Annotated in this window: 19 protein-coding genes; 1 reads left to right on the top strand and 18 read right to left on the bottom strand. The window is 70.8% G+C overall.

What is annotated here, in order from left to right:
- Positions 1-25 precede the first annotated feature (25 nt).
- Genes ACIOEW_RS38780 through ACIOEW_RS38750 form a run of 7 tightly spaced genes read right to left on the bottom strand, consistent with a single transcriptional unit; the run spans position 26 to position 10204 of the window.
- Positions 26-856 (bottom strand): family 3 encapsulin nanocompartment shell protein, encoded by an 831-nt coding sequence (locus tag ACIOEW_RS38780; RefSeq protein WP_401970060.1) that lies wholly within the window; start codon positions 854-856, stop codon positions 26-28.
- A gap of 20 nt (positions 857-876) precedes the next feature.
- Positions 877-1617, bottom strand: a complete 741-nt coding sequence (locus tag ACIOEW_RS38775; protein WP_401970059.1) for a sulfotransferase family protein — start codon at positions 1615-1617, stop codon at positions 877-879.
- The gene (locus ACIOEW_RS38770) at positions 1614-2606 is read right to left on the bottom strand and encodes an aldo/keto reductase (RefSeq protein ID WP_362555006.1); all 993 of its coding nucleotides are present in this window, start codon (positions 2604-2606) and stop codon (positions 1614-1616) included. The genes ACIOEW_RS38775 and ACIOEW_RS38770 overlap by 4 nt, the downstream gene beginning before the upstream one ends.
- A gap of 49 nt (positions 2607-2655) precedes the next feature.
- Positions 2656-5745: an amino acid adenylation domain-containing protein gene (locus ACIOEW_RS38765; protein WP_401970056.1), complete on the bottom strand. Its 3090-nt coding sequence runs from the start codon at positions 5743-5745 to the stop codon at positions 2656-2658.
- A gap of 48 nt (positions 5746-5793) precedes the next feature.
- Complete coding sequence (locus ACIOEW_RS38760; protein WP_362555002.1) at positions 5794-6996, bottom strand: FAD-binding oxidoreductase; 1203 nt, start codon at positions 6994-6996, stop codon at positions 5794-5796.
- Positions 6993-8537 carry an MFS transporter gene (locus ACIOEW_RS38755; RefSeq protein WP_401970053.1) on the bottom strand — a complete coding sequence of 515 codons (1545 nt, stop codon included), beginning with the start codon at positions 8535-8537 and terminating at the stop codon, positions 6993-6995. Before ACIOEW_RS38755 ends, ACIOEW_RS38760 begins: the two co-directional genes overlap by 4 nt.
- Positions 8534-10204, bottom strand: coding sequence for an AMP-binding protein (locus ACIOEW_RS38750; protein WP_401970052.1), 1671 nt, complete (start codon positions 10202-10204; stop codon positions 8534-8536). Before ACIOEW_RS38750 ends, ACIOEW_RS38755 begins: the two co-directional genes overlap by 4 nt.
- 239 nt (positions 10205-10443) lie before the next feature.
- Between ACIOEW_RS38750 and ACIOEW_RS38745 the strand changes: the two genes are divergently transcribed.
- Positions 10444-11337 carry a hypothetical protein gene (locus tag ACIOEW_RS38745; protein WP_362554997.1) on the top strand — a complete coding sequence of 298 codons (894 nt, stop codon included), beginning with the start codon at positions 10444-10446 and terminating at the stop codon, positions 11335-11337.
- A gap of 158 nt (positions 11338-11495) precedes the next feature.
- On the opposite strand, the gene ACIOEW_RS38740 is transcribed toward ACIOEW_RS38745, so the two are convergent.
- From ACIOEW_RS38740 to ACIOEW_RS38690, 11 genes are all read right to left on the bottom strand, one after another.
- Positions 11496-12470 (bottom strand): GNAT family N-acetyltransferase, encoded by a 975-nt coding sequence (locus tag ACIOEW_RS38740; RefSeq protein WP_401970050.1) that lies wholly within the window; start codon positions 12468-12470, stop codon positions 11496-11498.
- 13 nt (positions 12471-12483) lie between these two features.
- Complete coding sequence (locus ACIOEW_RS38735; RefSeq protein ID WP_401970048.1) at positions 12484-13329, bottom strand: DUF6202 family protein; 846 nt, start codon at positions 13327-13329, stop codon at positions 12484-12486.
- A gap of 117 nt (positions 13330-13446) precedes the next feature.
- A complete protein-coding gene (locus ACIOEW_RS38730) occupies positions 13447-14559 on the bottom strand; it encodes a DUF6421 family protein (RefSeq protein ID WP_362554991.1) in 1113 nt (370 codons plus the stop codon).
- Positions 14560-15216: 657 nt separating this feature from the next.
- Positions 15217-16242, bottom strand: coding sequence for a hydroxyacid dehydrogenase (locus ACIOEW_RS38725; RefSeq protein WP_401970045.1), 1026 nt, complete (start codon positions 16240-16242; stop codon positions 15217-15219).
- Complete coding sequence (locus ACIOEW_RS38720) at positions 16226-17281, bottom strand: dihydrodipicolinate synthase family protein (RefSeq protein WP_401970042.1); 1056 nt, start codon at positions 17279-17281, stop codon at positions 16226-16228. Before ACIOEW_RS38720 ends, ACIOEW_RS38725 begins: the two co-directional genes overlap by 17 nt.
- Before the next feature lie 8 nt (positions 17282-17289).
- Positions 17290-18318 carry an NAD-dependent epimerase/dehydratase family protein gene (locus tag ACIOEW_RS38715; protein ID WP_401970039.1) on the bottom strand — a complete coding sequence of 343 codons (1029 nt, stop codon included), beginning with the start codon at positions 18316-18318 and terminating at the stop codon, positions 17290-17292.
- Positions 18319-18324: 6 nt separating this feature from the next.
- The gene (locus ACIOEW_RS38710; protein ID WP_401970037.1) at positions 18325-19272 is read right to left on the bottom strand and encodes a carbohydrate ABC transporter permease; all 948 of its coding nucleotides are present in this window, start codon (positions 19270-19272) and stop codon (positions 18325-18327) included.
- Positions 19273-19274: 2 nt separating this feature from the next.
- The gene (locus tag ACIOEW_RS38705) at positions 19275-20180 is read right to left on the bottom strand and encodes a sugar ABC transporter permease (RefSeq protein ID WP_350996166.1); all 906 of its coding nucleotides are present in this window, start codon (positions 20178-20180) and stop codon (positions 19275-19277) included.
- A gap of 111 nt (positions 20181-20291) precedes the next feature.
- Complete coding sequence (locus tag ACIOEW_RS38700) at positions 20292-21545, bottom strand: ABC transporter substrate-binding protein (protein WP_401970033.1); 1254 nt, start codon at positions 21543-21545, stop codon at positions 20292-20294.
- 41 nt (positions 21546-21586) lie between these two features.
- A complete protein-coding gene (locus ACIOEW_RS38695) occupies positions 21587-22843 on the bottom strand; it encodes a Gfo/Idh/MocA family oxidoreductase (RefSeq protein ID WP_362554978.1) in 1257 nt (418 codons plus the stop codon).
- A 43-nt stretch (positions 22844-22886) separates the two neighbouring features.
- A partial coding sequence (locus ACIOEW_RS38690) for a peptidase C14 (RefSeq protein WP_401970030.1) occupies positions 22887-24508 on the bottom strand: 1622 nt, incomplete at its 5' end.

Genomic DNA, 24508 nt, shown 5'->3' with positions numbered 1-24508 from the left:
CATCCGCGGTGCGCCTGCCGGCCGGTCAGGCGGGCACCACGTGGAAGAAGTGCGTGGGCAGCTGGACGGCGACGGATTCGTACACCTCCGCACAGACTGCCGTGCCCGGCTGATCGAAGGTCCCCTCCGGCGGCTCCGCCACCTTGATCACCGACCGGCCCGATTCGAGCAGCCGCGCGGCCATCGCGAAGTCCCCCACCAGCGCACAGCCGGGCGCCACATGGCGGTGCCGGCTGATCTTCACCTCCTCACGGGTGAGGTCGCCCAGCAGGCTGCCCGAGCCCACCAGTTCGGAGTAGTAGTCGCGGGAGTTGACCATCAGGGCACGGCCGGTGCCGCCGGCCTGCTCTATCTCGTTGAAAGCGGCGAGCACCCCGTCGACGTAGGAACCCTGGTACGGCAGCCGCGCCACATCGGGGTGCCGGAGCACGTCGAGGGTGAGCGCACGGTTCTCCGCGGTGCCGAGCCGCACCATGAGCCGACGGTCGATGAACGAGGCCAGGCCCTCAGGTTCGTCGGCGAGGCCGTCGGGGATCTGCACCCAGGCGGTGATCGGCGCGACGCCGTACTCGGCCAGCGAGAAGCGGAAGGACGCCTCCCGCAGCCGCTCCTGCGGGCTCGCCCCGCCGTCGGGGTTCCCGGTGCCGGGCGGCCTGGTCTCGTGCCAGGAGCGCACGGGCTGCGTTTCGGCCCGCTGGGTGCGGAAGAGGTTGCGGGCCGTCAGCCGTTGACCCTGCTTGCCCGTTTCGAACACGTCGGTGAGCGTGAAGGGGAAGTGCACCTCGGCCTTCTCGGCGTCGGCGAGGTAGGCGGCGGCGAACTCCTCGCCCGGGGTGGACGGTGTTCTGCTCGTCATGGACTCTCCTTGTTCCTGGCTCACTGGGCGTGCGCGATGAGCTGCTCGTAGTACGGGAGGTGGTGCTCGTAGAAGCCGCGCAGCCGCGTGTCGTTCTCGACCGTGACCGCGTATTCGCGCTCCGGGGCGCTGAAGGCCGAGCTGGCGCTCGCGTCCCGGTGCCAGCGCTCGTTCTGCCGCCAGTCGGCGCGCTCGCCCGGCTGCCAGGTCAACGCCTCGGGCAGGTAGGGCAGGCCGACGCGCTCGCAGTACGCGGCGACCACGGCGGGCGGGTCGGCCAGCAGCCGCTCGGCCGAGACGACGACGGGGCGCTTGCCTGTCACCTTCCAGGCCAGCTCGAAGAGCGCGTACTGGTGTTCGTAGCCGATCTCGTGGCAGGCCAGCTCGGGCTTGACCGCGTAGTGGGAGGCGATCGTCCGGGCGGGTTCGCGGACGATGAAGGTGTGGGTGAAGGAGGCGATCCGCTCCGGGTGGTCGAAGAGGTACTGGTGGTGGTACTCCAGCGTGTCCTTGAAGAAGACCGGCTTCCGGGCGCCCAGTTCCGCCAGCTGGGACAGGAGCTCGGCGGGCGTGCGGACCGTGACCGTACGCTCCTGCGCGTCACCGTCCTCGCTGTCGACGGCGGGGACGGTGACCTCGCCGTGGTCGGTGAGCAGCACCAGCGGCTCGTGCACGACCGTGACGTCACCGCGCTCGGCCATCATGCGCAGAAACGCTGTGGAGACCGAACGCGGATGGGCCCACAGGGCGATGACGGTCACATCGACCACGCTGTGGGCCGTCGGTCCCAGCGGTGGCCGCGCACTTCGTCCAGCAGCGCCGGGTCGAGCGCGGCCCCGGAAACCGCCAGGTTGGCGCGTACGTGCTCGGGCCTGCGCATGCCCGGGATGACCGTGCTCACGGCGGGATGGTGCAGGATGAAGCGGAGGTTGAGCTCCGGCAGCGACATGCCCTCGGGCAGTACCTTCTTCAGCCGTTCGGCGCGCTCCACCGTCGGGCCGAGGTTCTCCGGGCCGAAGTAGACGGCACGCCAGTCGTCCTCGGGGAAGACGGTGTCGCGGGTGAGGGTGCCGGTGAGGCCGCCCTCGTCGAAGGGGACGCGGGCGATGATGCCGATGCCGTCGCTCAGGGCGCGGGCGAACAGCTCGTCCTCCGGTGCCTGGTCGAAGATGTTGTAGATCACCTGGATGACATCGACCAGGCCGGTGTCCAGCGCTTGCAGGCAGTTGACCGGTTCCCAGCGGTTGACGCTGATGCCGAAGCCGTCGATCACACCCTCCGCCTTGAGGTCGGCGACCGCCTGCTGCCAGCTCTCCTGGCCGCTCCAGCGGTCCTCCCAGACATGGAACTGGAGCAGGTCGATCCGGTCGGTACCGAAGTTCTCCAAGCTGCGGTGGACGTACTCGCGGATATGGCTGCGGGGATATACGTCGTCGAGCGTGTCGTCCGGGCCGGGCGGCCATTCCCGGTTCAGCGGCGGGATCTTGGTCGCCACCCGCAGCCGGTCCCTGCCGGTGCGGTCGGCATGCCGCCGGAGCAGGGCGCCCAGCATCTGCTCACTGACGCCCCGGCCGTAGGCCCAGGCGGTGTCGAAGAACGTGCAGCCGTTCTCGACCGCGAGATCCAGGCAGTCCGGGGCCACGTCGTAGTCCCAGCCGGTGAATCCTCCGGGGCCTCCGCCGATACCCCACATGCCGTAGCCGATCTCACTGACCTGCCAGCCCAGTCGTCCCATGGTGCGGTAGTGCACGGTCGTCCTCTCGTTTCCCAGGGGCGTACGCGGTAGCCGCGTACCTTGCTCAGGCGGTGAGTGTGGTGCCGTAGGCCTCCAGGGCCGCCTCCAGCGGCCGTTCCCGGAAGCCGTGCCGTGCGTCCAGGGCGGCGCACGCCTCCTTGGCGAACAGCCCGGGGTTGTCCGCCAGCAGTCCCCGGAAGTCCGGTACACCATCCGGCCCGGTGGCGGGGAGCGCCGCCAGGAGAGCGTGCAGTACGGTCACGGCGGGCTCCCCGCCCCCGGCCGCCCTCTCCCGCAGCGCGGCCATGAACTCCGCGGGCGGCACCGTACGCAGAGCGCCCCCACGGTCCGGACCCGCCGGGTCGAGCGCGGCGAAGTCCACGCTGCCGTCCCGGAAGACGTGGTAGACGGCGCCGTCGGAAGGCTCGGCGAGCCCGGCGATCAGCCGTGCGGCCGCCTCGTCCACCGGCGTGTAGTCGGAGTGCATGGGCACGTCGGGCCGGACAGTGAGCCGGAGCACCGCGGACAGCAGCAGATGGGTGAGCGCCTTCGGATTGGGCACGCCGTTGTCGGCGGCGGGCATCACCTCGCCGAGCCGGTAGAGCGTCACCGGGGCGCCATGTCTTCGGGCGTCGGTGAGCAGGCGCTCGGCCACCCACTTGGAGCGGCTGTACCCGCTGCTCGGTGCGGTGGCGGCGGACGGGTCGAAGTCCTCCCGGATGCGGCCCGGGGCAGACGCGGCGTGCTGTTCGAGGATCCCGAGGGTGGAGACGTGGTGCAGCGGTTTGGGCCGTACGGAGAGCGCGAAGCGGAGCACCTCGGCGGTGCCGGTGACGTTGGCGGCGCGGTGGGCCCGGTAGTCGAGAAGGAAGTTGACCATGGCCCCGATGTGCAGCACGGCGTCACAGCCGGCGGCGTACGTCTCCCAGGTCTCCCGCGTCCAGCCGAACCGGGAGGCGCCCAGCTCGCCGGCGCGTGCGTCCAGACGTTCCCCGAAGGACTCGTCCCACAGCCCCTGGGCGCTCAGCGTCCGTACGATCCGGTCCCGGGCGTGGGCGTCGTCGCGGGCCCGCACGACGCAGACGGCGCGCGCCGGGGTGGCCGACAGCAAGCGGTGCAGGGACCTCGCCCCGACGAAGCCGGTGGCGCCGGTGACCAGGACGGTGCGCGGGGGGAGTGCCACCGGGGTGCCCGCGAACCGCTGGGCGCGGGCGGCCAGTTCGGCGAGGTCGGGAGGGAGGACGGAGTCCCGCTCCATGAGTGCGGCCACGGCGGACGCGTCACCACTGCCCGCCTCGGCGGGGTGTCCGCCGTACGCCGCGGACCCGCCCGTCCCGCGCCCCTTGGGCGGGCCCTCCAGAGCCGCCGCCAGCGCGTCCGGCGTCCGGTGCTCGTACAGTTCTGCGAGCCCCACCGTCAGCCCCGCGGTCTCCCTGATCCGCAGCAGGGCGCTCAGGGCGGTCAGCGAGTCGCCGCCGCGGCGCAGGAAGTCGTCTCCCGTCCCGAACGAGGGGAGGTCGAGGACCGTACGCATCACCTCGGCGACACGTTCGGCGAGGGAGCCGAGGGGACGGGGGACCGGGCGTGCCTCGGACTCCAGCTTCTCCTCGACGAGCAGCCGCAGCGCCCGCAGATCGACCTTGCCGCTGTCGGAAAGCGGCAGGGCCTCCAGCACGAGGCAGTGCTGAGGCACCTGGATGCGCGGCAGCGTGGACACGAGATGGGCGCGCAGCGCCTCGGGTGCGGTACCCTCCTCCGCGGCCGCCGCGACGACCAGCCGGTTGCGTCCCTGCCGTCGGAGGGTCAGCGCCTTGGCCTGGATGACGCCGTGGCAGCCCTCGGCGGTCGTCTCGATCTCGGCCAGTTCGATCCGGACGCCGTCCACCTTGGTCTGCCGGTCGCGGCGGCCGGTGAAGCGCAGCAGTCCGGCCGCGTCGAACCAGCCGAGGTCACCGGTCCGGTAGAGGGTGGGGCCGGGTATCGCCGGGAACGGGTTGGGTACGAACACCTCGGCCGTACGGGCGGGGTCGCCCAGGTATCCGGCACCGACGCAGGCACCGCCGATGACGATCTCGCCGGTGACGCCCGCGGGCAGCGGGCGCATGCGGTCGTCGGCGACCACCGCATAACAGTTGTCTATGGGGCGCCCGAGCGGGATGTGGTCGCCCTCGCCGCCGTCGATACGGTGGAAGACCATGCCGATGGAGGCCTCGGACGGGCCGTAGCCATTGGTGATCCCGAGCCCGGGGAGCAGCGCGCGCAGTCGGTGTACGGCGTGCGGGATGATCTCCTCGCCGCCGACCACCAGATGGCGGAGCGAGTCGATTTTGCGCAGAGCGTCCGGCTCGGCCTCCAGCAGTGCGAGCAGCATGCCGAGGATGGCCGGGACGAAATCGGTGATGGTGACCCGGTGGCGGTGGATCGTGTCGACGGTCCGCTCCAGGTCGAGGAACTCACCCTGTTCGGGTACGACGGTGCGGCCACCTGTCGTCAGCGGCCACAGCAGCTGCCAGATCGCCGAGTCGAAGGTGTGGCGGCTGTTCTGGAGCACGACCTCCTCGCCGGTGGCGCCGAAGTAGCGGGACATGAAGCGGAAGCGGTTGGTCAGTCCTCCGTGCAGATTCACTGCGCACTTCGGTGTCCCCGTCGTGCCCGAGGTGAACACCCCGTAGACCGGCTGCTCCGGGCCCGGCGTCGGACCGGGGCGCACGGTGCTCGGTGTGATCCGCCCGGCCGAGACGACCTGCGCCAGCCGGTCCGTGCATACCAGCGGCCCGGAGGTGAGCACCAGCGGCGGGTCCAGCTCGTCCAGCACGGAGCGCAGCCGCTCGTCCGGCCAGGCCGGGTCGCAGAGCGCGAAGGCGGCGCCCGCCTTCATCAGCGCCACCATGCACAGCGGCAGTTCGACGCTGTTGCCGATGACGACGGGCACCATGGCCCCGGGGCCGACACCGGCCGCCGTCAGTTCGGCGGCCAGGCCGTTGGCGAGCGAGTCGAACTCCGCATACGTCAGGGTCGTCCGGGCGGCTCCGCGGTGGATCAGCGCGGTGCGGTCCGGGGTCCGGTCGGCCTGTTCCTCGATCAGTCTGTGTACGGGGCGGTACGGGCCGTGGTCGACACGGCTGCCGGCGGTCTGCCAGATGTTTTCCGACATTTCTCCGAACTCTCTGAGGGTGACAGGTGAGGGAGCGAGGGGGCGGGTTCACCGCTTCTCGCGTTCGGATCCGTGGTCACGGGCGGGAGTGAGGCTCGTGACCAGCTCGGCGAGCGCAGACGGGGGTGGGTTTCCGGTGGCGAGTGCGGCCAGTAGCGCACCGGCCGCGGGGGCTGTCTGGATTCCGTAGCCGCCCAGACCGGCCAGCCAGTGGAAGCCGGCCGTGCGGGGGCAGGGACCGATGACGGGGGTGTCGTCCGGGGCGGCGGTACGCAGGCCGGCCCAGGCGTGGCTGATGTGCCGAAGGCGGAGGGTGGTCACCCGTTCGAAGCGTGCGACGGCGGTGGCGACGTCGAGGTCATCGGGGCGGGCGTCGCCGGGCGGTGCGGGGGTGTCGTCCGCCGGGGAGAGCAGCAGCCCGCCGGACTCGGGCTTGGCGTAGAAGGTGTCCGCCACATCCGTGATCATGGGCCAGCCCGGTACGTCCGCCGCCAGGAGGGCGGTGCTCCCGGAGCCTTCCCGATCCCCGGGTCTCCCGGCCGGTATCCGGGCGAGCGCGGCGGTGCGGCGGCGCGGCACGAGCCCTGCCGGACGGACGCCCGCCAGTCGCGCCACGTCGTCGGCCCAGGCGCCGGCGGCGTTCACCACGACCGGCGCGGTGTACTCCCTCGCCGCTGTGGAGACCCGCCAGTCCTCGGCCTGTCGGTGCAGGGCGTGGACCCGGGCGCCGGTCACCACGCTGCCGCCGCCGGCGCGCAGCCCCCGCAGGAAGCCCTGGTGAGCGGCGTCCACATCGATGTCGCAGGCGCCCGGCTTGTACAGTGCGCGGCCGAAGGCTCCGGGGCGCAGCACCGGGCAGAGTTCCAGGGCACGCTCCCGGTCCAGCTCGACGACCGGCTGCGGCGCGGTGGCCCCGGCTGCCCGGGCGGCCTCGAACTGCGGGGCGGTGCCGGGCGTTTCCAGGGCGAGCACGCCGCGCGGCGTGAGCAGCGGGGCGGCGGTGAAACCGTCCGGCGGGGCCTCGTAGAAGCTGCGGGCAGCGGCGGTCAGCGCCCGTACGGTGGCGTTCCCGAAGTACTCGGAGAACAGCGCGGCGGAGCGTCCGGTGGCGTGGAGGCCCGGCGACCGTTCGGCCTCCAGGAGGACGACCCGGCCGTGCGGGGCGAGGAAGTATCCGGCAGCGGCGCCCGCGATGCCACCGCCGATGATCAGGAAGTCGGCCGTACCGGCTGACGCGGACGACGTGCTCACTCCTTCCCCCGCTCGCCGGCGGCCCGGGCCAGGGCGGAGTCACCGGGCTCGGCCCGCTCTCCGCGCACGGCGGTGTGCCGGGGCATGGTGAAGAACGCCACCAGCAGCGACAGCAGGGCGACTCCGCCCGCCACCAGGAAGCCGCGGCCGATGCCTTCGGCCAGCGCGTCCTCGGCGGAGGTGGTGGCCGCCGCCGCACCGACCGTCGACCAGACCACGGTGCCCAGCACCGCCAACCCGATCGCGCCACCGATCTGCCGGGCCATGCTGAGGAGTCCGGAGGCGGCGCCGGAGTCCTCGTCGGCCACGTCCGTCAGCGCGGCCAGCGTCAGCGGCACGCCGGTCACGGCGAGTCCCGCGTACGTGAGCACGGTGGGCACCAGCATCCCGGTGGCGTACCCCCCGGACTCCCCGATCCGGGAAAGCCAGAGCATTCCGGCGGAGGCGGCCAGCAGGCCCCAGCACACCAGTGCGCGGGCGCCGAGGAACGTGACGAGCCGTGAGGCGGCCTTCGCTCCGGCGACGAGCAGGCAGGTCAGCGGAATGTAGACGAGCGCGGTGTCCAGCGGGCTGTAGTCCCAGACCTGTTGGAGGAAGAGAGTGAGGAAGAAGAAGATGCCGAACATCGCGGTGTTGGTCAGCGCCAGCACCGCGTACGTGCCGCACCTGGTCCGGCCGGCGAACAGCCGCAGCGGCACCAGCGGCTGGCTGCCGCGTCTCTCGATCACCACGAACGTCGGGAGCAGCACGGCCGCCGCGCCGAGCGCCACGAGTACCGACGGGTCGGTCCAGTGGCCGCCCTCCGAGGCGCCGCTGATCAGGCCGTGCACCAGCAGCAGCGCGGCCAGAGTGCCGGTGAGCGCTCCGGGCACGTCGAACCTGCCGCGCTGCCGGGGCGTCTCGCGCAGCACCCGCCAGGAGAGGGTCAGGACCGCTGCCCCGATCGGGACGTTCACGAACATCACCCAGCGCCAGGACAGATACGCGGTGATCACGCCCCCGGCCAGCAGCCCCACGCCACCGCCCGCCGTGGCCACGGCCGTGTACCAGCCCACGGCCCGGTCGCGTTCCCGCCCCTGCGGGAAGGTCACCGCGATCAGCGACAGTGCGGCGGGCGAGGCGGCCGCGGCACCGACACCCTGCACCGTACGGCAGACGATCAACAGCCACGGCTCCTGGGCGAACCCGCCGAGCAGCGAGGCCACGGTGAACAGCGCCATCCCCGTCGTGAACATCCGCCGCCGCCCGAGGATGTCGCCGAGCCGCCCGCCGAGTATCAGCAGCCCGCCGAACGCGACGGAGTACGAGGCGACGATCCACTCCAGATCGGAGCCGCTCAGCCGCAGCGAGCCCTGGATGCTGGGCAGTGCGACATTGACGATGGTGGCGTCCAGCAGGAACATCAGCTGCGCCACGGAGATGACGGCGAGCGCCACCGCTCGCCGCCGCGATCCGGTCGTTCCCGGGCCGGTGCCCGCGTCCGAGTCCGCCGTGGGGTTCGCGTCCGGGGGAGTCCGCGGCGCCTGCGGGGCCGCTGTCATCGGCGCGTGGTGTATTCGATCTCAAGGCGTTTGCGCAGCGGATGGCGGAGGATCTTCCCCAGGGAGTTCTTGGGCAGCTCCCAGACGAACTGCACCCGGTCCGGCCAGAGCGTCTCGGCCATCTTCTCCTCTGCCAGGTGTCCGCGGAGTTCCGCCAGCGTGGGCGGTTCCCCCTCGGCCACCACCACGGCGCAGACCAGTTCGGCGGTGGGCATGCGCGGATCCGGGTAGCCCACGAGCGCCACCTCCCGCACGCCCGGGTGCCGGATCAGCACCGACTCCACCTCGAGCGTCGAGACCTTCTGGCCGTTGGCCCGGACGGCCTGGTCGACGGAGCGGCCGACGATGCGGATGCCACCCCGGCCGTCGTCCCGGGCCAGGTCACTGGTGTCGAACCAGCCGTCCTCGTCCAGGCACGCCTCATACACCTCGCGCTGGCCGAGATAGCCCAGGCACTGCGAGGCGCCGCGCACCAGCAGCCGGCCGCCACCGGTGTCGGTGCCGCCCTCGGCGACCGTCGCCGGCACGATCCGCAGCTCCATCGACGGCTCCGAGCGGCCGTCGCTGTGGCCTGCCCAGCCCTCCGGGTCGTCGGCCCGGGTGACGGTGACCGCGCCGTTCTCCGTCATGCCCCACAGGGCCCGCACCGGGATGTCGAAGACCTCCCGCATCCGGGCTATCAACTGCGGCTGGATCGGCGCCGATCCGGAGACGATCTGCACCACGCTCGACGTGTCACGGGGCGCCTCGGCCTGTACGTCCAGCATGTCCAGGAGATAGGCGGGCGAGGCGTACGCCCATGTGACGCGATGCCGCGCGACGAGGTCGAGGAGCAGCTCCATGTCCCGGTTCACGTCCTGCACGACACAGGTGGCACCGAGCAGCACCGGCATGTAGCAGGCGTACGACAGCCCGGCCATGTGGGTGGCGAAGTTGGGGATGGAGATGACGTCGTCGCCGGTCAGCCCGTGCGGCACGGAGACCGCCAGCACCGCCGCGTGCAGGGTGTTCTGGCTGTGCACCACGCCCTTCATCCGGCCGGTGGTACCCGAGGTGTAGAGCAGCAACGCCGGCTCGTCGGGGCCCAGTCGGTCGGCCTCGTCCACGCTCCGGCGTTCCTCCCAGGGCGTACGGACGAAGAACGCGTCGAAGTCCAGCGCGCCGGTCGGCTCGGCGTCGCCGCACACCACCCGGTGCGCGAGCGTCGGCGGGGCGGCCTCCTGGAGGCGGGCGCCGTAGTCGACGTCCTGGAAGCGGTCCACGGTGACGCAGACCTTCGCCACGCTCTCCCGCAGGACATGGCCCAGTTCACGTACGTCCAGGGCGGGGATCACCGGGGTGGCCACGGCGCCCACTCGGTGGCAGGCCAGATACAGCGCGGTCAGTTCCCATCGGTTCGGGAGATAGAGCGCCACCACATCTCCACGCCCCACGCCGAGTTCGCTCAGCGCGGCTGCGAACCTCTCGACGAGAACCTGGAGTTCGGCATAGCTGATCTCCTTGGCCGGGCCGCGGCCCTCGTACGCGAACACGGCCGGGTGGTCCCCCCGGTCGCGGGCCGCCGCGGACAGGTCGTCCAGGAAGGTCGTTTCCCGCCACCAGCCCGCCGCCCGATACGCGGCGGCATCGTCCGGTCCAGGCCGGACCAGCGTGTCCCACTTACCCACCGCGGCACCTCTCGTCATCGAGTATCCCCACATGCGCAACGCGATCGAGCGGCTGAGCCTAGAGGATTACGGAGGGTCGCGGAAGCCCTGTGTATGTGCACCGTTTTCAGCAGCCAAACATCTCAACTCCGGCCGCGACGCACACCCTTGACATAACTTCGCCGCGCAGGTCAGGATCGCTCGATCAGCACTGGAGTGCGACCTGTGTGCGGCGCGGCACGTGAGTTCTTGGAGGCGGCGTGAGAATCGGTCTGCTCGGGTGGGACTACTCCGGGATCGATCCCGACGGCCATCATCTGGTGGAGTACGGGCGCGAGCGGGGACACGAGACCTCGTTCTTCACGCTGGAGGACATGGCGTACCGCCCGGGCCCCTCGGGCCCCACGCTGACGCTGCGCGGCGAGCCCGCGGAGTCGTTTCAGGCCATCATCAACCGGTGCAAGCTCTACGGTGACGACTGGCAGGACCGGGTGGAGCGGCTGAGCATGCTCAGCAACGTCCCCGGGGTCCGTCTGTTCGACCCGGCGGACGTCTGGGTCACCGGATACAGCAAGTTCCTCATGGCACAGCGGCTGGCGGCGGCCGGCCTGCCGGTACCGCAGGTGCGGTCCGTGGCGTCACTCGCGGACGTCGAGGCTGCCTGCGCCGAGTGGGGGCCGGTGATCCTCAAGCCTTCCTTCGGCTACCGCGGGATCGACGTGGAGCGCGTCGTCGACCCGATAGCCGGCAAGGAGACCGCGGAGGACCTGCTCTCCCGCTTCCCCACCCTGGTGTGTCAGCCGTACCTCCCGACCGAGGGCGGCGAGTACCGGATCGTCGTCGCGGGCGACGCCACCCCCCTCAACGTCCTCAAGCTCCCGGCCGCGGGCTCCTGGCGCTGCAAGACGGTGGAGGGCGCGAGCTACGAGCGCTTCGACGCGCCCGACGAGCTGATCGACCTGTCACTGCGGGCCACGCGCGCCATGGGAATGACCCTTGCCGGGCTGGACATCCTGCCGACCGCGGACGGCTATGTGATTCTCGAGGTCAACCCCATCCCCGGCTTCCTCGCCCTGATGGGGCGGGAGCAGCACCGGCAGGTGCTGGGCGGGGTGTACGACTGGGTCGAGGAGAGCGTCGCCGCGAAGGTCTGACGCCTCGGGGGCCCGAGACGCCACAGCGCGTCAGGGTCCGAGACGCCACAGCGGAGGCCGCGGCCGGCTCGGTGGCGCCGCGGGAACCCCGTACGAGACCGCCGGCCTCGCACGGGACTCCCTGCCCGGTCCGGACCCGGACCGCGTGGCCCTCCCGGCTACTCCGGTGGCGTGCAGCCCGGGGTGAAGCCGGGCGCGGCGCCGGGGGGCCGCACGGTCACGGACGTCAGGAACGGCGCATGGTAGAGCGTCGGATTCACGGGGGCCTTGCTGATCAGATGGCCTGTCAGCCGTGCTCCTCCCGGGTTCATGTCCCGGACATCCTGCGGGGCGTAACCCAGGATCATGGTCGGATCGCTCAGCGCGTCCAGTCGCAGGACGAGATCCGCCTCGTCGCCGCCCTGCGGATCGGCACACTCCTGCGAGGGCACCGCCCGGAAACCCATCCCGGTCTTGAAGAGGAGCAGGCCCGGCTGCGTGAGATGGCCCAGCAGATTCGGCTCGTTCCCCATGGACCCCCGGGTGTATCCGCGGTCCCGCCCGGCCTGCATCGCCGCAAGGTAGAGCGTGCGGGCCAGACTGGACCGGCGCCACCGGGCGCTGACCGCGGAGAACCGGAGCACCAGCAGGTCCACCTCGGGGCACTCCAACACCAGTACGCCGCCGGCCGGTTCGTCACCCTCGAAGCCGAAGACACCGAAGAACTTCCGCGGCCCGTGCAGCACCGCGTCCCGGTAGTCGAGCGCGAAGGGCACACCGAACCGCATCTCGGCCACCCGGTCCTCGTAGAGCGCGAAGAACCCGTCGAGCGAGTCCGGCGTCACCGGATCCTCCAGCACGATCCGGAGGCCGGCCGAGGCCGCGTCGCGCCGGGCCTGCCGTATCGACTTGCGAGCCGTGCGGTGCAGCCCTGCCACGTGCGCGTCCTCGTCGGCGCCCAGTTCGGACACCCAGGTGAGCACGGACGGCTTGTGCACGAACCCCCTGGCGGCGAGCTCGTCCCAGCTTGCCGCGGGTGGATTCGGCACCCGCACGACGTCGACCGGGTGATCCGCGTCGAGCCAGGGCTCGTCCGCCAGTTCCCCGGCCTCGATCAGTGCCAGCGCGAGACCGTATCGGTCGACGACCTCCAACGGTCTCTCCCACTCAGGCCGTCGCCGCGGCGGACGCCGGCGGAGCCCCGGCCAGCCTGCCCGCGAAGCACTCCAGCGCACCGGACCAGCTGTCCACGTACTCCCCGACCAGCCGCTCGAACTCGGCGGCCTCCGCCTCCGTGGTCACCATCATCGTCATGCCGGTCTCCTCGTCGCTGACCTGTGCGGCATGCACCGTCTCCGCCTTGATGTGCGCGTCGATCCAGGCGAACTGAGAGGTCTCGCCGAAGACCTTCTCCCCGTCCACCCACACCTTCGAGTACATCCGGCGGAAGCCCACGGCGATGTCCAGCGCGATGGTCTCCACCACCCGGAGCTGGACGGCGGCACCCAGCGGGGAGTCGGCCAGCCGCTCCATGTTCGCCAGCAGGTCGGCCACGGGGCCGGGGAGATCCTCCGCGCTCCGCTGCGCCGCCGGGCCCAGCCGCGAGGCCAGTGGCGCGACGATGGTGTCGTCCCACCAGATGTAGTGAATTCCCGCGGGGCCTGTCGGGGCGACCGCGCTGAACTCCGGGGCGGCGTTGTCCAAGTCGTCACCGATGACCTGGTACACCGTCTGGAAGGCGCCGAGCAGATCACGCGTCGGTGCCTCCCGGGTGGAGAACGTACGGGCCATGGTGCCCAGTCCGGCGAGAGTGCTGAACATGAAACTCTTCGTCATCACCCGCCACCAGACAGCGATGTCGAGCGCGCCCTGCGGGGTGACGGAATCCACGCTCCGCGCCTTGCCGAAGAAGCTGTTGTCGGCACGCCGCAGACGCGCTCTGTCTATTTCCTTGTCCACCCGTTCGTCGAGTGCGTCGCGGTCGGCTGTGGAGAGTTCAACGGCAGTGGTCACAAACACTCCTGATACTGGTGAGAGTTCCTCTGGACGGCGCCGAGGGGTCCTGGGCCCAGGATCTGTCCGGGCCACGAGGGCTGTCCCGTATTCCACCGGGGAGTACGGGACAGCCCCTCAGATGCCCAGCTTCTGCTTGACCTCGGCGAAGAACGGCACGTAGCGGTAGTCACGGGCCACCGGGTCGTAGTCGGTGTACATGTCGGTGAGTGCGATCAGCCGCTTGCGGACCGCCGCCACGGGTTCCTGCCGGATGTGCGCCTCGATGGCGTGGACCTCGGCGAGGAACTGCGCCAGCACTCCGGGGATATCCGGGCTCAGCTGGATGACCGAGTCCTTGACCCGGATGCCCTCGTGCTTCTGCAGGTACCCGAAGAGCAACTGGGAAGCCACCGCGTCGTAGTTCGGCCGCGGTATGCCCTCCACCGCGTAGCGCAGCAGTCGTTCCGACAGGATGTACTCGTAGGTGGTGAGCGCCTCTTCGCGGGGCAGGTTCTCGTCGCCCAGCAGCGCGAGCATCGCGGAGACGTCCACCCGCAGTTCCTCGAGCCCGGCCAGCGGCTTGTACTTCTTCGCGTCGAGGAAGTCCGGGATGGGCATGTCGCCCTGCCGGTGGTGGTACTCGTGCAGCCGCACCCACCAGGACGACGCCTGCTCGATCGTCGCGTCCGAGGCCCCCTGGATCAGCGGGAAGCTGCCCTTGGCCATCACCGCGTCGATCATTCCCCGGGTGATCCGGTTGTGCCGCTCCACGAACTTGTCGATGAAGTAGAAGACGAGGTCTTCCGGGTCCTGGAGCCCGTCGATGTGATTCTCCGGAAAGAGCGCCACGACCACCCGGGAACGGAATCCGGCCGACCGGCCGGTGATGCGCACCGGGGCAGTGCTGCTGGCGTACCGCTGGGCAAGATGCGCGTCCGCGGGCAGTTCCTCGTAGGTCAGGTAGTCCAGGGACAGCTTCGGGAAGTACGAAGCGTCGAACAGCGAGAAGAGATGGTTGTCCCGACGGCTGTTGATGTGTCCCTTCGTGGCGCGCAGACGCTCACCGGGAGTGAACGAGTGGATGTCCTCCAGGAACGCCTGAGCGGCCGGCTGCCGGGAAAGGCTCCGGGTGTTCTCGATCTGGCGGGCCAGTTCCTTGAGGGTTGCTTCAGACCGGTACGAAGCCCGCTCCGGGAGCCCGTTCCGCAATGCGTCCACCTCGGCGAACACCGAGCTCATGTCGTCCATCACACGCCCTCCCTGGCCACCCGTCCGAGCCGTGACGCGAAACGAACCACCCGGCGGGCCGAACTCGCGCCCGCAACGACTTGCCCTGAGTGCGGCAGCACACAGCTCCGCTGCCGCACAGTTCGGGAGAGGTTGCGGTGATCACCGACAACGTGGTGACCAAGAGGGAGCCTAACCGCGACGACAGTGCCTGACCAGATCCAGGATCAGGCTCGTCCGTACGCCCCCGTTCAAGGTCAACTGGCTCATGACGTCGCGTTGTTATGTTCCCGACCCGCGTTGTTACGTTCACGACTGAGCCGGTCGCACTTCGTGATCCGGCGATCCGTGTCAGGTGGGATCGCAGAGGCGCCGCTCGCAGTGGTGCCGACGGGGCACGGGTCCCGGCAAAGCCTTCCGGGTGGGGCACCGCACTCCTCTCGGGGGCCCCGAAGACGGCGCGGCCGGGCTGCACTTCGAGCCGGCGCTTCGCACCGGCACCGACCGGGAGCCGACCGCCTGACGGCTTGGTCACCCCTGAGAGGTCGAGTTGAAGGTGGCCGACCGGTTCGGTGCCTCCGGCGGGGGAGAGGCGACCGTGCGCTCATGGCCCGGCTCGCCGATGCGCATCCGTCGCACGGGGGTGAGATCTCCTGACGGGCGCGGGGTGGGTAAAGGTCAGTGCAACCGGGTGAGGGCGTCGGCCGTGACGGCGTGGACCGGCGGACGCCCGGCGAGCAGCCGCAGCACCTCGTTGACGGCGCTGGTGCCCAGCCGCTGCCGGCACTCGACACTGCCCGCCGCCTGGTGCGGGGTGAGCAGCACGTTCGGCAGCGCACGGAAGGGGTGGCCGGCGGGCAGTGGCTCGGCGTCGAAGACGTCGATCGCCGCGTCCAGCCGGCCCGTGGCCAGTTCGGCGAGGAGCGCGTCCTCGTCGACGAGCCACGACCGGGCGGTGTTCACGAGGCCCGCTCCGTCCGGCATCAGCGCCAGCTGCGCGGCGCCGATCATCCGGTGGGTCTCCTCGGTGACCGGTGCGTGCACGGCCACGATCCGGCTGCGCGAGAGCAGTTCCTCCAGGGGGACGGGCGTCACGCCGAGCGCCTTGGCGTCGGCCTCGGAGAGGAACGGGTCGGTGACGCTCACCCGCGCTCCCATCGCCCGCACCAGCCGGATGTAGGCGCGTCCGGTGCGGGAGGCACCGATCACGCCGATGTCGCTGCCGTGGATCTCGTGGCGCGGCGGGACCTCGCTCGCCGCCGCCCACTCCAGCCCGCCGCGCAGGGCGTGGTCGAAGCGCTGGATGCGGTGGAGCAGGGACAGGGTGAAGGCGAGCGCCACCTCGGCGACCGGGCGGGCCATCTCGTCACCGGCCTGGGTGACCAGGATGGGGCGCCGGAACACGTCCTCGGTGACATAGGGGGCGACCGCCGAACCGGTGTGCGCCACGAGCTCCAGCCGGTCCGCGTGCGCCAGCAGCCCGGCGTCCACCTTCGGCGCCCGCCACGAGGTGATCAGCGCACGGGCGCCGGGCAGCGCGGCCGCGACCGCCGCCCGGTCGGAGTGGTCGTCGACGACGATGAGCTCGGCCGCCCGTTCCAGCTCCTGCCACACCTCGGCGGTGAAGAACTGGGCGCGCAGGCCCGGCGGTACGGCGACGACCACCCGTGAGGAGCGGTCGGCGGGTTCAGGAGAGCCAGGCATCGAGGTGCTCCGCAACGAAGGCGTCATCGGTCAGCCAAGGGTAGGCCGCGGCCACCCGGGTGATCTCGTCGGCCTGTCCGGGGGAGAGCGTCTCGGCCGGGTCCAGGCAGCGGATGTTCGCCAACAGGCCCTGACGGCGCAGCACTTCGTGCACCCCGGCGATGCAGCCGCGGAAGGCGCCCCGTACATCGAAGACCGCGCTGTTGGCGTCGGTGAGCTCGGAGCGGCGGGCCAGGCAGCGGAGCATCGCCTCGTGGTCCCCGGCGCGGGCCCGGCGGACGTCGTCGAGCAGGGTCACGGCGGAGCTCGTCCACACCGCCCACTGGCCGAGCAGCCCGCCCGCGAACCAGCGAGGGGTGCCGGCGGCCGTCTCGTACGGGGTGAGCAGATCGCCGATGATGTCGTCGTCGTTGCCGGTGTACAGGGCCACCTCGTCGGCCCGGTCCGCGGCGGCGACCGCCCGGACGACATCGGCGGTGCGGTAGCGGTCGAACGGGGCGATCTTCACCGCGGCCGTGTTCGGGAGATCGGTGAACGCCGACCAGAAGGAGGGCGACAAGTACCGCCCGCCGACGGCCTCCTGGAGGTAGAAGCCGATCACCGGCAGCACCTCGCCGACCGCCCGCGCCCGCTCCAGCAGCCCCTTCTCGTCGGCCCCGGGGACGGCCGGGCTGAGCAGCACCGCGTCGTAGCCGAGCGCGGCGGCGGTCTCGGCCTCCGATACGGCCTGGGCGGTGTAGCCGCAGGCACCGGCGACCTTCACGAACGGGCGGCCGGCCTCGGCGTCTATCGTCTCGGCGGCGAGCTCCAGCACGGGCCGGAACAGGCCCACCTCCCGCTCGCGGATCTCGAACTGGGTGGTGTGCACGGCGACGGCGGCGCCGCCCGCGCCCGAGGCGAGGTAGTACCGGGTCAGCGCGCGCTGGCGGCGCTCGTCGAAGGTGCCGTCCGCGTGCAGCGCGAGCGGATGTGCGGGGATGGCCGCGCCCTGGGCGAGCAGCTCCAGCGCGGGCGTGGACCGGAGGGAGGGAGTGGACATGGAGTGGATCAGAACCTTCCGTCACGTACCTGGAACTTGGTGGGCTTGCCGGAAAGCGGCAGTCCGCGGCGCAGCCAGTCGGCCTGCCATTCGACGAGGGTGCGCAGCGCGACGTCCGGGTAGCCGAACAGCGCGTGACAGCGGCTCGCGTCGGATAGCAGCGCGGTGGGCGCCTCCGTACCGGCGAACACCGGCACACGGTCGAACTCCTCGCCGAACCACTGGGCGATGCGGCGCACCGACGCGGTCTCGGGGCCGGTGAGGTTGAGGGTGAACGCCTCGCCGCCGGTGGCGTGCAACAGGGCGCGCAGGGCGACCTCGTTGGCGTAACCCTGCCACACCACATTGGCATGACCGGTCGTCACATCGACGGGCTCGCCGCCCTGTACGTGGTACGCGATGTCGGCGAGGACGCCGTAGCGCAGGTCGACCGCGTAGTTGAGGCGGATGTTGGCGACCCTGGTGCCGCGGGTCAGCGCCGCGTGATCGAAGATCCGCTCGCGGCCGAGGCAGGACATCGCGTACTCGCCGACCGGCCCGACCGGGTCGCTCTCGGTGCAGCCGCCGGAGGAGAGCGGCACCAGCGGATAGACGTTGCCGGTGGAGAACGCGGCGATCCGCGAACCCGACCAGCGCCGCGCCACCCGGTCGGGCATCGCGGCGTTCACCGCCCAGGCGTGCGAAGGCGCACCGGCGGAGCCGAACTTGGCGCCGACCATGAAGACGACATTGCCTGCATCGGGCAGTTCGGCCAGATCGGCGGCCGGATCCATCAGGTCGAAGGCGACGGTACGGATCCCGGCCGCCTCCAGCTCCTCGGCCGCAGCCTTGTCCGACCAGCGCGAGACCGCGTACACGGTCACGTCCGTACGGCCCGCGGCGTCCAGCGCCCGGCGCGCCAGCCGGCACAGGCTGGGGCCCATCTTGCCGCCCGCACCGAGCACCAGCAGGTCGCCCTCGAGGCGGCCGAGATCGGCGACGAGCGCGGGGGAGGGGGTGGCGAGCCGCTCTTCGAGTGCGGCCTCATCGGTGAACATGTGTGGCTATCCCTTGATTCCGGACGCGGTGACGCCCTCGGTGAAGTAGCGCTGGCCCACCATGTACGCGGCGAAGATGGGCACGAACGCGATGACAGAGCCGGAGAGCACCACATTGAGCGGCACGTTCTGCTGCTGGAGCGAGGCGATGCCGACGGTGAGGGTGCGCATGTCGGTGGACTGGCCGATGACCAGCGGCCACAGGAAGTCGTTCCAGTGCCACAGGAAGACGAAGACGCCGAGCGTGGCGAGGATCGGCTTCAGCAACGGCAGCACGATCCGGTAGAAGATCTGCCACTCGCTGCAGCCGTCGAGCCGCGCCGCCTCGAAGAGTTCGTCCGGCAGCCCCTGGATGAACTGCCGCATCAGGAACACCGCCTGGGCGTTGGCCAGGGTCGGCACGATCAGCCCCCAGTAGGTGTCCACGCCGCCCAGCTTCGCGATCATCGCGAAGGTCGGGATCATCGTGACGTGGTACGGAACCATCACCATCGACAGGAACGACCAGAACATCGCCTCCCGGCCCGGGAAGCGCTTCTTGGCGAAGGCGTACCCGGCGAGGGAGGCGAGCAGCAGCACGCCGACGACCGAGACGACCGAGTAGATCAGCGTGTTGAACAGCCAGCGCGGCACATCCTGGGCGCCCATGACGGTGTCGTACGCCTCGCCGGTCAGTGGCCACGGCAGCAGACTTCCGGGGAAGTCGACCGCCGCGGACGGCTTCAGGGAGAGCACGACCATCGCGTAGAACGGGAAGACCGTGACGAGCGCGGCGACCGTCAGCAGCACGCCGCGTGCGATGCGGCCGGTGCGGGTGGGGCGCATGCCGTACGGGACGGTGTCCTGCTCGGAGAGTTTGCGCAGTCTGCGTTCGGCCCGGCGCGCGGCCCGGTCCGTGGGTGCGGAAGCCGGGCCGGCGGGCGGGGCCTTCGTCTCTGCGGGTGCTGCGGTCATGGTCACTGGTCCTTCCCGATCACGAGCCGCTGGATCACGGCCACCACCACGGTCAGCACGAAGAGCGCGACACCGATGGCGGAGGCGTAACCCAGGTCGAAGTACTTGAAGCCCGCGTCGTAGAGCTGGAAGACGAGCGTGTAACTGGCGTTGGCGGGTCCGCCGCCGGTCATCGTGTACACGGCGTCGAAGACCTGGAACGAGGCCGTCGTCTCGATGACCGCGAGGAAGAACAGGGCGGGCTTGAGCTGTGGCAGCACGATGTACCGGAACCGCTGCCACGGGCCGGCCCCGTCGGTGAGGGCGGCCTCCTCCAGCTCCCGCGGGATGTCCTGCATCCGGGCGAGCAGGATGAGCATCCCGTAGCCGAAGCGGGACCAGACGCCGACGATCGCGAGCGCGGGCAGCACCAGCACGTCGTCGGAGAGCCAGGAACCCTCGGACATCCCGAACCAGCCCATCAGGGTGGACCAGGGGCCGCCGGTCGAGAAGATCCACACGAAGACGGTCGCGGCCAGCACCAGCGAGGTGACGACCGGCAGGAAGAACACCGAGCGGAAGAACTTGGCGCCACGGAAGGCGCGCCGGGTGATCAGCGCCAGGGACACCGACGCGATGAGCGTGCCCGGCACGGCGAGCACGGTGTAGAGGACCGTGACCTTCAGGGCCTGCCAGAACAGCGGGTCATTCCACAGGCGGGTGAAGTTGTCCAGCCCGATGAAGCTGCCGCCGCCGGTGAGGGAGTAGTCGGTGAAGCTCATCAGCACACCGGCGACACCCGGACCGAACCGGAAGGCGAGGAAGAGCAGGAAGCACGGAAGGACGAAGAGCAGGCCGATCCGGGCCTCGCGGCGCGCCTGCGGCCCGCTGCGACGGCCCCGGCGGGTGGGTTCCGCGACGACTGCCACGGGGATCTCCTTGCGGTACGGGGGAATTGCGGAGGGTTCGGGGGAGTGCCCCCGTGGGGTTGCGGGGCCGGGGCCCGGGTGCGGCCGGGAGCCCGGCCCCGCAACGGTCGGTCAGCGGCCGAGCATCGCCTGCGCGGCCTTCTGCGCGGCGTCCAGCGCGTCCTGCGGGCTCTTCTTGCCGAGCAGCGCCGCCTGGATCTCCGGCGCGAGCAGGCCCTGGACCTCACGGGCCTTGTCCTGCAGCGGGCCCACGTTCATGCTCGGCAGAGTGGCGCCGACGGCGGTCTGGAGTGCGTCGTCGGGGTACAGGTCGCCGCCGGACTCACGGGCCGGGAAGAAGCCCGCGGCCTTCTGCAGGCCGGCCGTGTTCTTCGATTCGGCGACGAAGTTCAGCCAGTCGCCGGTGTTCTTCTTGTCGGCGCCCTTCAGCATGGACAGCGCGCCCACCGTGCCGTAGCCGACCGACGCGGTCTCCTTCAGCGGCGGCTGGACGACGATGTTCTCCTTGCCCCAGAACGGCTCGACGTCCGCCGGGGTGTTCTGCCAGGTGCAGGCGACCTTGCCCTTGGCGGTCGGGGTCTGCTCCAGCTTGGGCGTGGTCGTGACCAGGTCCTTGTCGGTGTAGCCGCCGTCCACCAGCTTCTTCAGGTACGTCAGCGCCTTGACGCCGGCCGCGTCGTTGAAGGTGACGTTCTTGCCGTCCTCGGCGAAGACGTCGCCGCCGGCCTGCCACAGCAGCGGGTAGAAGGTCATGTTCAGCGTCTGCTGGGTGTCGCCGCTGTAGCTGGTGGCGTAGTAGCCCTTCTTCTTCAGCTTCGGGGCCAGCGCCTCCAGGTCCGCCCAGCTCGTCGGATAGGTCTTCTCCCCGATGGCGTCGAACACGCGCTTGTCGCAGATCAGCGGGTTGGCGCTGGTCAGGATCGGGGTGGCGAGCGCCTTGCCTTCGACGGTGACGGACTTCAGCGCGAAGTCCGTGTAGTCGGACTTGGCGTCGGCAGGCATGTACTCGTCGGCCGCGACGATGTTCCTGGCGTACTTCGGCAGCTGGTCCGGGATCAGGTAGACCGCGTCCGGGCCCTTGCCGGAGGCGATCGCGGTGGCCAGCGCGGTGTCGCGGTTGGCCCACGGGAAGGTCTCCACCTTCACCGTGACGCCGGCGTGCTCCTTCTCGAAGGCCTTGACCAGGCCGTCCCAGTACGCCTTGTTCTTGGCCTCGTCGAAGATGACCGGGTAGGTCCACATGGTGACGGTGTTGCCGTCGTCGCTGCTGGAGCAGCCGGCCAGCACACCGGCGGCGAGCGCGGTCGCCACGACGGGGGCGGCGAGGGCGCGGACTCTGGAACGACGGGTGAGAAGACGGGACATGAGGTGGTCCTCCGAGGACGTGAGGGTGGGAAGAGGGGGAGTCACTGCGCCGGGACCGTCTGGACGGTGCCGGTGTGCCGGGCGCGTTCGGCGGCGAACGCCGCGAGATGACTGCCGAGCGAGGTGGCGGGGCCGGAGCGGACGGCCCCGGAGTCACCGGTGGCGACCGCGGTGACGAACGCCTCGACGAGCGCGGCGTCCCCGCCGCCGTGCCCGTCCGCCGCGTTCGACCCGGACGTGCCGAGTGCGTGGACGGTGGACTCGCCGGTCCGGAAGTCCTGCACGGTGACGCGCTCACCGTCACCGACGATCCAGCCGTGCGAACCGAAGATCCGGGTCTGGCGGTGGGTCTGCTCGGTGAACGCCACCATCTGGAAGGTCGCGGTCACCCCGCCCGACAACTGCATCGCGAGGACCTGGTGGTCGACCACGTCGTTGTCGCTGCGGTACGCGCAGACCCCGTACGGGCCCTCGCGCAGCGCCTGCACGAGACCGGCCTCGTCGGTCGCCTCGGTGACATGCGTGACCGGCCAGACGGCGCCCTTCTCACGCAGCGTCGGCATGTACAGCTTCAGCGCGCTGTACGGGCAGCCGGACTCCACCGCGCAGTCCAGGCAGCGGTCCGCGGACCCCGCCGGGGCGTTCTCGGGCCGGAAGTGCTTCAGCCCGCCGAAGCCGGTGACCTGCTCGATCCGGCCGCCCATGATGTACGTGATCCAGTCCAGGTCGTGGCAGGACTTGGCGAGCAGCATCGGCGACGAGTCCTTCTCGCTGCGCCAGGGACCGCGTACGTAGCTGTGCGCGTAGTGCCACCAGCCGACCGGCTCCAGATGGTCGATCGAGACCAGCTGCCCGAGCACACCGGAGTCCACGACCTCCTTCACCAGGTCGGTGTACGGGGTGTACCGCATGACGTGGCACACCGCGAACAGGACCCCGGCCCGCTCCACCCCCTCCACGATCCGGCGGGTCTCCTCCTCGGTCGGGGCGAGGGGCTTCTCGGCGAGGATCGCGTAGCCGGCCCCGGCCAGGGCCAGCACCGGCTCCACATGGAAACGGTCCTGGGTGGCGATGATGACGGCGTCGGCGATGCGGTTGTCGACGAGAGGCCGCCAGTCGTCGAACTCGACGGGCGCACCGGCGGCGGCCCGCGCCGCGGGGCGCGGATCGGCGACGGCGACGAGCTCGGCGCGCTCGGGGTGTGCCTTGATCCACTCGGCGTATGTCAGACCGCGGTTGCCCGCGCCGACGAGCGCGACCCGGACGGGCCGGCCGGTGATCGGGGTATGCGTGGACACGGGGAATCCCTGGTGCTCGGTGGTGCTCGATGGACGGGGGTGGTCAGAAGCGCAGCGTGGCCGCGGTGTGGGCGACGCGGTCGCCCTCCTCCGGCAGTGCGGTGCGCTCGGCGCCGTCCTCGACACAGCCGGTGTGCAGCAGATGGCCCGCTCCGCCGAAGGCCGCGGGCCGGAGTTCGATCCGGCCACCGGTGAAGGTGGAGCCGGTGGCCCGGTAGCGGTTGGTGCCCTCGGTGACCAGCACATGGGCGGTGCCCTCGGGCGCGGTCGAGTCGAGGCCGGTGAGCTGCCAGTCGACGGTGCGGCCGGAGCCGGTACGCGCGAGCAGGGCGCCGTCCTTGTTGGTGCCGGACAGCCGTGTTCCGTCGATGCGGAGGCGTTGATCCTTCGCTGCGGTCAACTTCAGCCCGCTGTCCCGGATTTCGCCACCGAGCACGGTGACGTCGGCGTGGGCGAGCGAGACCGGGGCGGTGTCCTTGGAGCCGGTCAGCGTGCACTGGTCGAGGACGAGCGGCCCGGTGCCGTTGAACACCGCACTGGCGACGCCCTTCAGCGTGGTGCGCTGGAGGGTGAGGGGGACGGTGACGCCGGCCTGGGTGATCTCCGCGCCCGCCGCGAAGGCGAAGGAGGAGTCGGCGACGACGTTGGGGCGGGCGGAGAGGTCCGAGGCCCGGGAGACGATCAGCGGACCGGTGGCCGTGCAGCCCCGCATCTGCACCCCGTCCGCGTTGACCCAGAGCATTCCGGAGCCGGCCAGGGACGGCTTCCCGATGACCAGGACGTCCTCCAGCGTCAGGTCGGTGATCTTGACGCGGGCGACGAACCAGGAACAGGCGTGCCGTCGGACGGTGATCCGCTTCGCCCTGCCGCCCCAGGCCGCGCCCGAGTTGGCGAACGTCATCAGGCCGGAGTTGCCGGTGTAGACGAGGTCGTGCTCGAACTGGCCGTGCGTCACGAACGGGCCCTCGTCGTCACCGTCGCCGTGGCAGTTGGTGACGTAGCAGTAGGCCGAGGCCGTGAAGTCGTTGAGGTGCCGGGCGTTGGAGGTGTGACAGTCCTCCACGTGCCCGTACAGGCAGTAGATCTGCTGGGTGAGGTAGCCCGCGCCGCCGTAGGTGACGGACTTCGGGTTGGTGAGCGAGCACTGCTCGGTGCGGTAGTACGTGCACCAGCGGCGCATCACCACCGGCCAGAAGGTGCCGACGGCCTCGATGCCGGAGACGTCACAGCGCACCGCGTACTCGTAGGCGACCGGGTGCGAGCCGGTCATCTCGTCCTCGCCCCAGCCCTCGAAGACCATGTTGCGGACGTGGGCGCGGTCGACGGGCTCGATCCGGGTCCAGGTCAGGGTGCGGCCGGCGGCCAGGTCCCAGCCGATCTGGTAGTTGACCCGGATGTGCGTCGCGTCGACGACGTCGGTGACCTGGACGAGACGCTGGATCTCCTTCTCGTACTTCCCCGCCAGCGCGTTGATCTCCACGGCCCACCACTGGCCGACGGTGAACTTCGAGGCGTCGCCGACCTCGAACAGGTCCGAGAGGTCCGGCATCGCCGCGCTCAGGGTGTGTTCGACGGTGGTGTCGGTGGGGGTGCCGCGGAAGGAGAGGACGGCGCCGAAGGGGTTGTCGTGGGTGTTCTTCTCGATGCCTTCGGTGCGGATGTGGT

This window comes from Streptomyces sp. NPDC087901, from assembly GCF_044742205.1.
Lineage (GTDB): Bacteria > Actinomycetota > Actinomycetes > Streptomycetales > Streptomycetaceae > Streptomyces.
Note: the sequence above shows the minus strand (reverse complement) of the source record. Positions and strands in the feature narration are given on the sequence as shown.